The sequence below is a fragment of the Bacillus sp. S14(2024) genome, from assembly GCF_050473785.1.
GTDB lineage: Bacteria > Bacillota > Bacilli > Bacillales > Bacillaceae_G > Bacillus_A > Bacillus_A yunxiaonensis.
In genome coordinates this window covers 4149406-4161714 of record NZ_JBFLUP010000006.1, presented here as the reverse complement: position 1 = coordinate 4161714, position 12309 = coordinate 4149406, and the positions used below count along the sequence as shown (strand labels likewise).

The window sequence follows — 12309 nt, the reverse complement described above, 5'->3', positions numbered from 1 at the left end:
TAGGAGCGTGCAAGGCTTTTTGGTTTTTAGAAGGAAGTTTAGGAAAGTATATAGAAACCTTTATGTCGAAAGATGTAAAAGGGGGAGAAATAATGTTTGTAAAAGAAGAAATAAGAGTTGTAGTTGGAGCAGAAGGATATAACAATAATCCAGGGTGGTTGCATACACAAGAAGATGAACTGAATTTATTAAAAAGGGAAGATTGGATGAAAAAGTTTGCTCCAAACTCTATAGCAGCAATCTTGGCAGAGCATGTGTGGGAGCATTTAACGTATGAAGAGGGAATAGAAGCTGCGAAAGTTTGTTATGAATTCTTACAGCCAGGCGGCTATATTCGCTGTGCAGTACCAGATGCGTTTTTTCCAGATGAAGATTATCAAGCTGGGGTACAAGTCGGGGGGCCGGGACCGCTAGATCATCCAGCTGCAAGTCATAAAATTGTTCATAACTATAAAACAATGACTTCGATGTTTGAAGAAGCTGGTTTTGAAGTAAATGTACTAGAGTATTGTGATGAAAATGGAGAATTTCATTATAATGAATGGAATGAAAAAGAAGGCTTTATTTACCGATCAAAACGCTTTGATCATCGCAATCAAGATGGGAAACTTGGTTTTGTCTCATTAATTGTCGATGCAGTTAAGTCTGAATAAAAGAAAAAAGAACTGGTGGGCAAATCTCATTCAGTTCTTTTTTTTATATTTTAAAAGCACAATGCGGTAATTACCATGCAAAATAGATGACTCTTCGTATTGGATGATGAGTGGCAACGTTCCTATAATATTACTCAACTTACGATTAATGTTTGTTCCAAGTCGCTCGGTAATAAAGTTCATTAATTTCCTTGATGTATGTAGTTGTTTTTCTTCAGGAAGAAACTTATCTAAAATTACAATAGTCCCTTCTTCCTTCATTACGCGCCGCGCTTCTGAAAGCGCGGCATTAGGATGTTCTACAACGCTTAAAATGAGATTTAAAATAACGACATCAAATGAATTATTTGGAAATGTAAGCTCTTCGGCATTCATTTGTTGATATGTAACATGAGAATAAGGATACTTTCTTTTGGCTTGCTTTAGCATATGTTCTGAGAGGTCAATTCCAGTGATGAGGGTATCTTTCGGAAGAAGAGGAATATCTTGTCCTGTACCAACTCCAACTAATAATATGTTCTGATTTTCTGTAAAAGGTATAAGCGAAAGTGCTCGTTTTCTTGCTTTGATAAAGAAACGGTTTTGCATAAACAAATCATAAAAGCTAGATAATATTTTATAAATTTTTTGATTTTGCTTATTTTTCATGACAATTCCTCCAGTTTTTTTACTTTTACATATAATGTTCAAAAAATAAAAGCGGAAATTATTGACACATATGAGCAATCGTTCATATAATAAAAGTATAACATATATGAATGATTGTTCATATGTTCAAATAAAGAGGTGAGCTATTGTGACTGAACAAAAAGTAGAAACAACCGAAGAAACGTGTTTACAAAATGTCATTCATCAAGAAATTGTAGAACAAGTACAACAAACAATTCCCCAAGATGATAGCTTAAGTCAAGTAGCAGAGTTATTTAAAGTATTAGGAGATCGTACACGCACACGTATTTTGCATGCTTTATTTGAAGCAGAGCTGTGCGTATGTGATTTAGCATATTTACTCGGAATGACACAATCGTCTATTTCTCATCAATTACGTGTATTAAAGCAAGCAAAGCTTGTGAAAAATCGTAAAGAAGGAAAAGTAGTGTACTATTCACTTGCTGACGATCATGTCATTCGCATTTTCGAACAGGCATTTGAGCATGTAAACGAAGAGTAGTAGTAGAGACACAAGGAGGGAAACATATGGGGGACGCATTGGTAAAACGAAAACTTGTGTTAGAGGGATTAGATTGTGCGAACTGCGCAATGAAAATTGAAAAAGGTGTTGGGGAGTTAGAAGGAGTATCTTCTTGTTCTGTTAATTTTGTAACGAAAACAATGACGGTAGAAACAGCGAAACAAAAAGAAGAACACGTTGTAATGGAAGCAAAGCAAATTGTAAATAAATTAGAACCACATATTCATGTGAAAGAAGAACAAAAAACAAAAGCAACAAAAGAAACATTTGTGTTAGAAGGCTTGGATTGTGCGAATTGTGCAATGAAAATAGAAACAAAAATAAACGAAATGCCTGCAGTTGCATCTGCGTCTGTTGATTTTGTTTCGAAAAAATTAAGAGTAGAAGTAGCAAATAAAAAAGAATTAGAGACTACTATTGAAAACATAAAAGAAATTGTACAGCGACTAGAGCCAGAAGTGAAAGTAGTACGAGAGAAAGAGCAAACAGAGCATGATCATAGTCATGACCACGGAGACGCTGGTATGAAAAAAATGATTTGGCGCTTATCGATTGGGGCAATTTTCACAGTTGTTGCTGCACTAGCTTCATTACCGCAAGTCATTGCAATCCCGCTTTTCCTTATTGCTTATATTATTATAGGTGGAGAGATTGTTTTACGTGCTGTAAAGAATATTACACGCGGGCAAGTGTTTGACGAAAATTTCTTAATGGCAGTTGCGACGCTTGGTGCTTTTGGGACTCAAAACTATCCAGAAGCTGTCGCGGTTATGCTCTTTTATCAAGTAGGTGAACTGTTCCAAAGTATTGCGGTGAATCGTTCGCGTAAGTCGATTAGTTCGTTAATGGATATTAGACCTGATTATGCAAATTTAAAGCTAGGAAATGAAACGAAACAAGTATCACCAGAAGATGTGCAAATTGGTGATTTCATTATCGTCAAGCCAGGTGAAAAAGTACCGTTAGACGGTAAAGTAATAGAAGGAACATCGATGGTAGATACATCAGCGTTAACTGGAGAATCTGTGCCGCGTGAAGTAGAAGTCGGCGGTGATGTATTAAGCGGTTTTGTGAACCAAAATGGTGTATTAACAATTGAGGTGACGAAAGAATACGGTGAATCTACCGTTTCAAAAATTCTTGATTTGGTGCAAAATGCAAGTAGCCGTAAAGCACAGACGGAAAACTTTATTACGAAGTTTGCTCGTTATTATACACCGGCGGTTGTAATTACAGCTGCAGTATTAGCATTTGTCCCGCCAATTATTTTGGAGGGAGCAACGTTCTCAGATTGGATTTACAGAGCGCTAGTCTTTCTTGTTATTTCTTGTCCTTGTGCATTAGTTGTTTCTATTCCACTTGGTTTCTTCGGCGGTATTGGCGGAGCATCTAAAAGCGGAATTTTAATAAAAGGAAGTAACTATTTAGAAGCGTTAAATGATGTGAAACATATTGTATTTGATAAAACAGGCACGTTAACAAAAGGTGTATTTAAAGTAACAGATATGCAGCCAAGTGAATTTGTGTCGAAAGAAGAATTATTAGAGTATGCAGCATTTGCAGAAGTATATTCAAATCATCCAATCGCCCAGTCGATTCGAGCTGCATATGGAAAAGCAGTGAACGAGCATATGATCGAGGAGTATAATGAAATTTCTGGTCATGGTACAGTTGTGAAAGTAAGCGGAAAAGAAATTTTTGCTGGAAACGCAAAGTTAATGAGTAAAGAAAATATTACATTCCAGCAACCGCAAACTGTTGGAACACTGGTACACGTAGCCGTAGATCGTGTGTATGCCGGATACATTGTCATTTCTGATGAAATCAAAGAAGATGCTAAGCAAGCAATTCAATCATTAAAACAACTTGGTGTGAAGAGAACAGTAATGTTAACTGGTGATGCGAAATTAGTAGGTGAAGCAGTTGGAAAACAGCTTGGGGTTGACGAAGTACATGTAGAACTGTTGCCGCATCAAAAAGTAGAAGAAATCGAAAAAATTGATGCGACAAAACATCCGAAAGAAAAAATTGCGTTCGTTGGAGATGGCATTAACGATACACCAGTATTAGCAAGAGCAGATGTTGGTATTGCAATGGGTGGTTTAGGATCGGATGCAGCAATTGAAGCAGCTGACATTGTTATTATGACAGATGAACCTTCGAAGATTGTAACGGCTATTCAAATTGCGAAACGTACACGGAGTATCGTATGGCAAAATATTATTTTTGCTTTAGGAATAAAGGGAGTTTTTCTTTTATTAGGAGCATTTGGCATTGCGACAATGTGGGAAGCAGTCTTCTCAGATGTTGGTGTAACTTTGCTAGCTGTGTTAAATGCGATGCGTGTATTACGAGTAAAAGCCTGATAGAAGTTTCACTTTATAAAAGCAAAAGGAGAGAAGCGAGATGCTTCTTTCCTTATTTTTTTGTAGAATTTGCAATTTGTTCTCGAACTGTTTGAATATAGTTCATTTTATGATCCCAGCACGCTTGACTTAAATCGACGGGGTATTCTTCTGGATTTAGTGTCCGTTTATATTCTTCCCACAAGGATGCTAAACTGTGTTGTGTGTGACTCTGAATAGTAAGTATGTCCGGCAATTCGTATGTGCGCTGTCCGTTTACGAAAATATCATGATGTAGTTCTTTTGCTTCAAAGTCCGTCACAAACTTACTAATATACGTATGAACAGGGTGGAACATTTTTAAGCGCTCTTCTTGTTGCGGTTCTTCTGTTTCTAATGCAATATAATCACCTTCTGCATGCTGATTGACGCGATTGATAATACGATAGAGACGCTTTAATCCTGGTGTTGTAATTTTTTCGGGATTGGAAGAAATTTTAATCGTGTCGTTTAGTACGCCGTTTTCGTCTTCAATACAAACTAGTTTATAAACGGCGCCTAATGCTGGTTGTTCAAATGATGTAATTAATTTTGTTCCAACACCCCATACATCAATTTTTGCTCCTTGCGATTTCAAATGTAAGATGGTGTATTCATCTAAGTCACTTGAAGCGATAATTTTTGTATTTGTAAAACCTGCAGCATCTAGCATTTTACGTGCTTCTTTTGATAAGTATGCCATATCACCGCTATCGAGACGAATGCCATAGAAGTCAATACGTTCACCAAATTCTTTCGCTACGCGGATGGCATTTGGCACACCAGATTTTAATGTGTCATATGTATCGACAAGAAAAACGCATTTCTTATGTGTTTCTGCATATTTTTTGAATGCCACATATTCATCACGATACGCTTGTACAAAAGAATGAGCATGTGTGCCGGCAACAGGGATGCCAAAACGTTTTCCTGCCCGAACATTACTTGTTGAAGAAAAACCACCGATGAATGCTGCACGTGTTCCCCAAAGTGCCGCATCGAATTCATGAGCGCGGCGTGTTCCGAATTCGAGGAGCTCATTATCACCAGCTGCATGCTTCATCCGAGCAGCTTTCGTTGCGATTAATGTTTGGTAATTCACGATATTTAAGAGAGCCGTTTCAATAATTTGCGCTTCTCCAAGTGGTGCTTCTATACGTAAAAGCGGTTCGTTATGAAAGACAACTTCGCCTTCCTGCATGCTGCGAATGGATCCACTAAACTTCATATTTTGTAAGTAGTGTAAAAAATCTTCTTCAAATTGAAGTTCCTTTAGATAGGCAATATCACTTTCTGTAAACTGAAAGCTCTCCACGTACTCTATAATCTTTTCAAGCCCTGCAAAAATAGCATAACCATTGTCAAAAGGCAGCTTGCGAAAGTATAAATCAAATACTGCACGACGGTTATGAATATTATCTTTCCAATATGTATAGGTCATATTAATTTGATATAAGTCTGTGTGTAAGGCGTAACTATCGTCTTTATAATGCGTCATAACGTAAACACCTCCATATTTTGGTTATAGTATACCTCTTTTTTCTAGTTTTTGCTAAAATGATAACTATCATGAATATTATAGAGTAAAAATAAACGAAAAATATTCGGAACATTTCTATTTATCAATTTATATTTCATCCAATTTTATGTATTATTAAAGTAATAGGGTATACATTAGAATGGAGGAGGGACGTATGCAGCAAAATTTAGAAAAAATGGGTAAACAAATTTTTTATAAACGACTTCAACAAAGAATGACTCAAGAAGAGCTCTGTCAGGGCATTTGTTCCGTCTCATATTTAAGTAAAATTGAAAATGGAAAAATTGAAGCTTCTGAAGAAATATTGCAGTTGCTATGTACGAGATTAGAGATTGCGGTTTCAGATTTAAGAGATATTGAGGCGGAAGTGAAAGAGAAGTTAGATGAGTGGTTACAAGCGCTAGTTCATTTAAATAAGCATAAAGTTGAAGAGCTATATAGAGAATTAGAAATTGAAATGAAACAAATTAGTGATTTTGAAATTGTGAATTATTATAAATTGTTATATACGCGGTATTTAATTATGAAGAGAAATATACCAGTCCTTAAAGAGGAATTGGAGAAACTTAAAAAAGTTTATAAAAAATACTCTCCATTTCAGCAACTGTTGTATAAGTATAGTCAGGCTTTATGCTATTGCCTACAGCATAAATGGCAAGAGGGATTGCAGCTTTTAATTCAGACGGAGTTAATGATAAAAGAGCAGAATTATTATGAAACCGGAATTTATTATAATTTAGCACTTGCATATAGTTATTTGGAAATTCCACATATGGCACTTCATTTTGCTAATATTGCTATGGAAGGATTTCGTAGTGAATATAAGTTCCGAAATGTGATTAATTGTCAAATCATCGTTGCGATAAGCTATGCTGAAAAAGGACAGTATGATGAAGCATTAAAAATTTATGAAAGTATACTGCGTGAGGCAGATTCTTTTTCAGAAAAAGATGCATTAATGTCAATCACATTAAGTAATGTTGGAGATATATACAATAGAAAGAAAAATTATGAAGAGGCCAAAAAATATTATGTAGAAAGTTTACAATATCAAAAAGAAGATGTGAATTACGTTGATACTTTATATGAGATGGCCCTTCAATGTATTCATCTTGAACAATTAGAAGAAGCAAAAGAGTGGATTGATAAGGGGATCATTTCTGCTAAGAAAGATGAAAGGTGCAATACGAAGTTGTACTTACTCCTTATGCTTCGTTATAAGTATTTTGCAGAGCCAAGTGCGTATAAACTATTTTTAGAAACAGAGGCAATTCCTTTTTTCAAAAGTGCAGGAAGTATAAAAGAATTAAAGAAAGTATATGTAGAGATCGCTGAATATTTTGCTAATTGCTTGGAATTTAAAGAAAGTAATAAGTATTATAAACTAGCCATTGAGGCTCTAGAAACAATCCGGGAGGGATAAGAATGAAAAAAATAGTACTCGGTATCATTGTAACAGTAGTTTCAATAGTTGTAATAGCTGATACGCAGTATGCTAATAGACCAGATGTTTTTGGACAAGGGACAAATGAAGCTGAAGTTGTAAATATATAATGGAAAGCTCTCACCAATCGGGTTCTTACTGCCTAAAAGTAGCGGAGAATCTTTAGAAACGCAAGAATTTAAAAGATGGTTTCGGTACTATACCGAGGCCATCTTTTTTAGTGTTCGCTGGTAGCGATGATGATTGTAATCCTGCATATGATGATCTATCCGCTCTGGAGAGGCTTTTCAAAAAGTGTTAGTCGAAACTCTCCAAAACTTGAGAAATAATATATTTTAATATTGCGACTTTGATATGTTGATTGTTAGAATCAACCCGACATAAATATTTAAATAGCATAGCGTAGAAGAGAAAACCTCTTTTCATCAGGAAAGAGGTTTTTCAAAAATTGTTCGTCAAAATTCTCCAAAACTTGAGAAAGAAATTATTTAAATTTTCAGTATTTTAATAGTGGAAACTTAATGCTACTATAAAGCTACTCTTTTAAAAAAATTTTTAGGGGGAAGAGAATATGAAGAAAAAGGGTTTAGCGTTTGTGTTAGCAGCTGGAATGGCAGTGACAACATTTGGAGGGACAAGCTCTGCATTTGCAGATTCAAAGAACGTACTGTCCACAAAGAAATACAATGAGGCAGTACAGTCTCCTGAGTTTGTATCGGGCAATCTAACTAGTGCATCAGGAAAGAAGGCAGAATCTGTTGTATTTGATTATTTAAACTCTGCTAAAAAGGAGTATAAATTAGGAGCAAAAAGTGCAGAAGAATCTTTTAAAGTACAGAAAGTTGAAAAGGATTCTGTTGGAGGAGCAACAGTTGTACGCTTACAACAAATGTATGAAGGTGTACCAGTATGGGGATCTACTCAAGTGGCTCATGTTGGGAAAGATGGTGCATTACAAGTTGTATCAGGAACAGTTGCGCCTGAGTTAGACAAGAAAGAGAAATTGAAGAACAAAAATAAAATTGAAGGCAAAAAAGCAATTGCAATTGCACAACAAGACTTAGGATTCACTCCAAAGTATGAAGTAGATCCATCTGCAGACTTATATGTATATCAAAATGGTGAAGACACAACGTATGCATATGTTGTGAAATTAAACTTCTTAGATCCAGAGCCAGGAAACTATTATTATTTCATTGAAGCTGATAGCGGTAAAGTTTTAAATAAATATAATACAATTCATAATGCAACAGAAAATAAGTCACCAATTAAACCTGCAGCTGGTACTAGTGTGAAGCCTGTAACAGGAACAAATAAAGTAGGAACAGGCGTAGGTGTGTTAGGTGATACAAAGTCTATTAATACAACATTATCTGGCTCTAGCTATTATTTACAAGATAATACACGCGGTGCAGTAATTTACACATATGATGGGAAAAATCGTACGACTCTCCCAGGAACGCTATGGGCGGATGCAGATAACATCTTTAATGCTACTCGTGATGCAGCGGCAGTGGATGCGCAGTACTATGCTGGTGTAACGTATGATTACTATAAAAACAAATTTAACCGTAATTCTTATGACAACGCTGGTGGGGCGTTAAAATCAACAGTTCATTATGGAAGCAACTATAACAATGCTTTCTGGAATGGAACACAAATGGTGTATGGTGATGGAGATGGAACTACATTTATTCCATTATCCGGTGGTATTGATGTTGTCGGACATGAATTAACGCACGCTGTGACAGAAAGAAGTTCTAATCTTATTTATCAAAATGAATCTGGTGCATTAAATGAAGCAATCTCTGATATTTTTGGGACATTAATAGAATACTATGATAACCGTAATCCAGATTGGGAAATTGGGGAAGATATTTATACACCTGGTAAAGCTGGGGATGCGCTTCGTTCTATGAGCGATCCAACAAAATATGGTGACCCAGATCATTACTCTAAACGTTATACTGGAACGAGCGATAATGGCGGCGTTCATACAAATAGCAGTATTATCAATAAAGCTGCTTACTTATTAGCAAATGGCGGTACACATTATGGTGTAACTGTGAATGGTATTGGTAACGATAAAGTAGCTGCAATCTACTATCGTGCAAATACAGTATATTTCACTCAATCTACAACATTTAGTCAAGCTCGTGCTGGATTAGTACAAGCAGCGGCTGATCTATATGGTGCAAACTCTGCAGAAGTGGCAGCTGTGAATCAGTCTTATGATGCAGTTGGTGTGAAATAGGTTCCACTCCCGTTTATAAAAAATGAAAAAAGGAGCATTTGCTCCTTTTTTCATTTTTTCCTCCATGTTTTCCATACATAAAACAAGCCGATACAACCAGCAATGGCAATAATCCACTTTGCTTCATTTGTTCCCTTCATGACGTGATAGGTGGAATACACTTCAATAAGTAATGCTGGTATTTTACCAAGTGTACTAGCGACGCTAAAAGTTAAAAGGGACATCGTTCCTAAAGACGCAAATAATGTAACGATGCCAGAAGGGATAAAGGGGAAGAGGCGAAATGATAAAACGAGAAAGAAAGCCTCTTTTCCTTGTACATAAAGAAGTTTTTGTACTTTTGGATGCTTATCTATATTTTTTTGAGCTATTTTTTGAAAACCAAGTCGATATAAATAAAAAGAGAAAATAGCGCCTAACGCTTCCCCAGCAATGGATATAAGTGTCCCCTCAGTTATTCCAAATAACGCGATGTTAATAGCAGTTAAAAAAATACTAGGAATAAAGGCTACTAAGCTAATAAGAATATTGAGTAAGATGCTAAGTGGGATTGCAATTGTATGATGCGCTGTGAGAAAAGATTGAATCGTTTCTTCCATATGAATTAAATTTCCTTTGCCTTTTTAAGAATTACATCACATTTTTCATATGAAGACAACATCTATCTATGGTTCATCCCCCATTTTTTTGTGATAAACCATAGAATTGACTTTTTCTAAAGATAATACAATAATCATGAAAGAGGTGATACGATGAAACGATTATGGAATGTTGTTATAAGCGTAATGCTTATGATGATACTTGTATTAAGTGGATGTTCAGGACAACAACAAAAACAAACGAAGCAAAAAGAAAATAATGCAGCATCAGTTGTAAAAGTTAGTGACAACATTTTAGATGAAATGGAAGGACCACCGAAAAATGGTCATACGTTAGAGCGTCACGTTGGTAAAACAGAAGAGCAGTTAAAAGAACGATTGCGTACAGATAAAGTATCTGCTGCAAGTACATATTATGATAAAGAAACGGCAACAAAGGCGGTAAAAGATAGTTTAAAGCAGCATGAAAAAGAAATTGATACATGGCTGAAAGAATCGAAGGAAAGTCGTCTTGTATTGAATACAAAGCATGCATTTCCAGTTGGAAAAGCAGTATTAAAAAAAGATATGCGTGTAAAAGATGGGCTTCGTAATACGGTAACTGTGTTGCAGAAAGATAAGGGAAGTCAGCTCGGTTTTAAAATTATTACTTCTTATCCTTCTGAGAAATAAGAAAGGCGGGGAATTTATGTATTCGACATTTCAATATTTCCTTAAGGCATATTGTACATTAAGTATATATGAAGAAGAAATGAATGATATTATGCAACAGTTTGAAGAACAGGAAGAACAAGAAACGAAAGAGAAATTATTACAAGAATTTGCTCAAATGCAAAAAACAGCAGATTGGAAGAAAGCATGTCAAGAAGCTGAGCGGTATGGGAATCGTATATGGACAATAGAAGAAACAAAAGCACATATAAATAATTTTGTTTCTATATTACAAAACAAAAAGGCGTGAATTATCCCGCCTTTTTGTATGTGCTTTTTGAAATTTGACCGTTGGAGAGCACTTGGCCATTTTGTGTTACTTTTTTATATGTTACAGCTACAATGTTTTGATCAGTTTCACTTACAACTTTCGAAGAAATTTCTACATTTTTTCCTGTATCTGTACCGAAAATACGAGCAGTTACACTACTACCATTCGTGAATGATTGAATGTAAATATACTTGCCAGTATTATTTGTAAATTTCAAATCAGGACCATAGTCAGCAACAGCTGCATCTTGACCAAGTGGTAAGTAATGTACTGGTAAAGAATGATTACTCCGAGCTACAACACCTAAATCAGCACGTAATACAGCACCATATAATGTACTACTTACTTGGCAAACACCACCACCAGCACTTTGTTCAACTTTTCCGTTTACATATACAGCAGCTGATTTATAGCCATGTGCCCCATCTGTTATGCCAACACGGTTGTTAAAGCTAAATGTTTCACCTGGTGCAATAAGTACTCCTGTTAATGTATTCGTAGCGCGTTGTACGTTAAATGTTTGGTTTGCATTTCGTCCAGCCAGCGGAGTAGAAAACTCACCAATTACTTCTTGAATCCCCATGTTTTTTATATCTTCTGTTGAGTGTTCGGGTTTCACGGCTACGACTGGAACTTGGATGTCCTGCTTATTTGTAGCAATTGCTTCTGCTGTTAAAGATTTTAATTTTTCTTTATCAACCTTTTCGCCATCCTTACTCTCGCTAATATTAACTGTTGTTCCCGAAACAGATAATTCTGCATTGGCAGGCTCTACTAAGAGATCATTGTATTTATCTTTTATAAATGCATCGTATTTTGCTGTGTTTATAGAAGGATCTATCTTATAGTCACGCTTTAGTTCACCTTTTTCAGCTTGTTTACGCATTTTATAACGATTGGAAATATTTCCTGTTTGTTCTTTGAAAATTTTATCTGCAACATCTGTTTCCTTATATTCAACGCCTAGTTCTTGCCAAGTATATGTATGTGCGTTGTCTTGTAAGGCATAGTTTACGGATTTTTTATTTAATTCATCAACTTTTTGCTGAATAATTTTTTGAACGTCAGCTTTCGTTTTGCCATCTAAGGAAATACCTTCAAATGTTGTGTGGGGTAAAACGTATGTATCTAACTGATGATTCAATTTGGATACATATTGATATGCGCCAACACCGCCAGCACAAAGCACGATTCCACCAGCAATCGCAGAACCAATAATCCAATTGCGTAATTTCATTTATTTCCCCCCAAAAAGAAAATG

At 35.7% G+C, this 12309-nt stretch carries 12 protein-coding genes; 8 read left to right on the top strand and 4 right to left on the bottom strand.

Going from position 1 to position 12309, the window contains the following annotated elements:
* Positions 1 to 92: 92 nt before the first annotated feature.
* The gene (locus AB1279_RS21085; RefSeq protein ID WP_429752301.1) at positions 93 to 653 is read left to right on the top strand and encodes a class I SAM-dependent methyltransferase; all 561 of its coding nucleotides are present in this window, start codon (positions 93 to 95) and stop codon (positions 651 to 653) included.
* 30 nt (positions 654 to 683) lie between these two features.
* On the opposite strand, the gene AB1279_RS21080 is transcribed toward AB1279_RS21085, so the two are convergent.
* Positions 684 to 1301: a class I SAM-dependent methyltransferase gene (locus AB1279_RS21080; RefSeq protein WP_429752299.1), complete on the bottom strand. Its 618-nt coding sequence runs from the start codon at positions 1299 to 1301 to the stop codon at positions 684 to 686.
* A 148-nt stretch (positions 1302 to 1449) separates the two neighbouring features.
* On the opposite strand from AB1279_RS21080, the gene AB1279_RS21075 reads away from it, so the two are divergent.
* Entirely contained in the window at positions 1450 to 1824 is a 375-nt protein-coding gene (locus AB1279_RS21075) for an ArsR/SmtB family transcription factor (protein WP_429760789.1), read from the top strand.
* A gap of 26 nt (positions 1825 to 1850) precedes the next feature.
* Positions 1851 to 4211 (top strand): heavy metal translocating P-type ATPase, encoded by a 2361-nt coding sequence (locus tag AB1279_RS21070; RefSeq protein ID WP_429760788.1) that lies wholly within the window; start codon positions 1851 to 1853, stop codon positions 4209 to 4211.
* A gap of 52 nt (positions 4212 to 4263) precedes the next feature.
* On the opposite strand, the gene AB1279_RS21065 is transcribed toward AB1279_RS21070, so the two are convergent.
* Positions 4264 to 5727 (bottom strand): nicotinate phosphoribosyltransferase, encoded by a 1464-nt coding sequence (locus tag AB1279_RS21065; RefSeq protein ID WP_429752293.1) that lies wholly within the window; start codon positions 5725 to 5727, stop codon positions 4264 to 4266.
* Between the two features lie 196 nt (positions 5728 to 5923).
* On the opposite strand from AB1279_RS21065, the gene AB1279_RS21060 reads away from it, so the two are divergent.
* The 3 genes from AB1279_RS21060 (at position 5924) to AB1279_RS21050 (ending at position 9467) form a co-directional block, all read left to right on the top strand.
* Positions 5924 to 7192 carry a tetratricopeptide repeat protein gene (locus tag AB1279_RS21060; RefSeq protein WP_429760787.1) on the top strand — a complete coding sequence of 423 codons (1269 nt, stop codon included), beginning with the start codon at positions 5924 to 5926 and terminating at the stop codon, positions 7190 to 7192.
* 2 nt (positions 7193 to 7194) lie between these two features.
* On the top strand, positions 7195 to 7323 hold the full coding sequence (locus AB1279_RS21055) for an NprX family peptide pheromone (protein WP_429760786.1): 129 nt from the start codon (positions 7195 to 7197) through the stop codon (positions 7321 to 7323).
* Positions 7324 to 7784: 461 nt separating this feature from the next.
* Positions 7785 to 9467 (top strand): M4 family metallopeptidase, encoded by a 1683-nt coding sequence (locus AB1279_RS21050; protein WP_429760784.1) that lies wholly within the window; start codon positions 7785 to 7787, stop codon positions 9465 to 9467.
* 50 nt (positions 9468 to 9517) lie between these two features.
* On the opposite strand, the gene AB1279_RS21045 is transcribed toward AB1279_RS21050, so the two are convergent.
* Entirely contained in the window at positions 9518 to 10066 is a 549-nt protein-coding gene (locus AB1279_RS21045; protein WP_429760782.1) for a TVP38/TMEM64 family protein, read from the bottom strand.
* A 153-nt stretch (positions 10067 to 10219) separates the two neighbouring features.
* On the opposite strand from AB1279_RS21045, the gene AB1279_RS21040 reads away from it, so the two are divergent.
* Positions 10220 to 10738 carry an RNase A-like domain-containing lipoprotein gene (locus AB1279_RS21040; RefSeq protein ID WP_429752285.1) on the top strand — a complete coding sequence of 173 codons (519 nt, stop codon included), beginning with the start codon at positions 10220 to 10222 and terminating at the stop codon, positions 10736 to 10738.
* Between the two features lie 16 nt (positions 10739 to 10754).
* Positions 10755 to 11027, top strand: coding sequence for a hypothetical protein (locus AB1279_RS21035; protein ID WP_429752283.1), 273 nt, complete (start codon positions 10755 to 10757; stop codon positions 11025 to 11027).
* Between the two features lies 1 nt (position 11028).
* Here the strand turns inward: AB1279_RS21035 and AB1279_RS21030 are convergent, their stop codons facing one another.
* Entirely contained in the window at positions 11029 to 12285 is a 1257-nt protein-coding gene (locus tag AB1279_RS21030) for a VanW family protein (RefSeq protein ID WP_429760781.1), read from the bottom strand.
* Positions 12286 to 12309: the final 24 nt, after the last annotated feature.

What these genes read in the sequence shown, in the direction of transcription:
- AB1279_RS21070 (WP_429760788.1), top strand. Translation starts at nt 1,851, where the DNA reads ATGGGGGACGCATTGGTAAAACGAAAACTTGTGTTAGAGGGATTAGAT.
- AB1279_RS21030 (WP_429760781.1), bottom strand. Translation starts at nt 12,285, where the DNA reads ATGAAATTACGCAATTGGATTATTGGTTCTGCGATTGCTGGTGGAATC.
- AB1279_RS21040 (WP_429752285.1), top strand. Translation starts at nt 10,220, where the DNA reads ATGAAACGATTATGGAATGTTGTTATAAGCGTAATGCTTATGATGATA.
- AB1279_RS21065 (WP_429752293.1), bottom strand. Translation starts at nt 5,727, where the DNA reads ATGACGCATTATAAAGACGATAGTTACGCCTTACACACAGACTTATAT.
- AB1279_RS21055 (WP_429760786.1), top strand. Translation starts at nt 7,195, where the DNA reads ATGAAAAAAATAGTACTCGGTATCATTGTAACAGTAGTTTCAATAGTT.
- AB1279_RS21035 (WP_429752283.1), top strand. Translation starts at nt 10,755, where the DNA reads ATGTATTCGACATTTCAATATTTCCTTAAGGCATATTGTACATTAAGT.
- AB1279_RS21045 (WP_429760782.1), bottom strand. Translation starts at nt 10,066, where the DNA reads ATGGAAGAAACGATTCAATCTTTTCTCACAGCGCATCATACAATTGCA.
- AB1279_RS21060 (WP_429760787.1), top strand. Translation starts at nt 5,924, where the DNA reads ATGCAGCAAAATTTAGAAAAAATGGGTAAACAAATTTTTTATAAACGA.
- AB1279_RS21080 (WP_429752299.1), bottom strand. Translation starts at nt 1,301, where the DNA reads ATGAAAAATAAGCAAAATCAAAAAATTTATAAAATATTATCTAGCTTT.
- AB1279_RS21050 (WP_429760784.1), top strand. Translation starts at nt 7,785, where the DNA reads ATGAAGAAAAAGGGTTTAGCGTTTGTGTTAGCAGCTGGAATGGCAGTG.
- AB1279_RS21085 (WP_429752301.1), top strand. Translation starts at nt 93, where the DNA reads ATGTTTGTAAAAGAAGAAATAAGAGTTGTAGTTGGAGCAGAAGGATAT.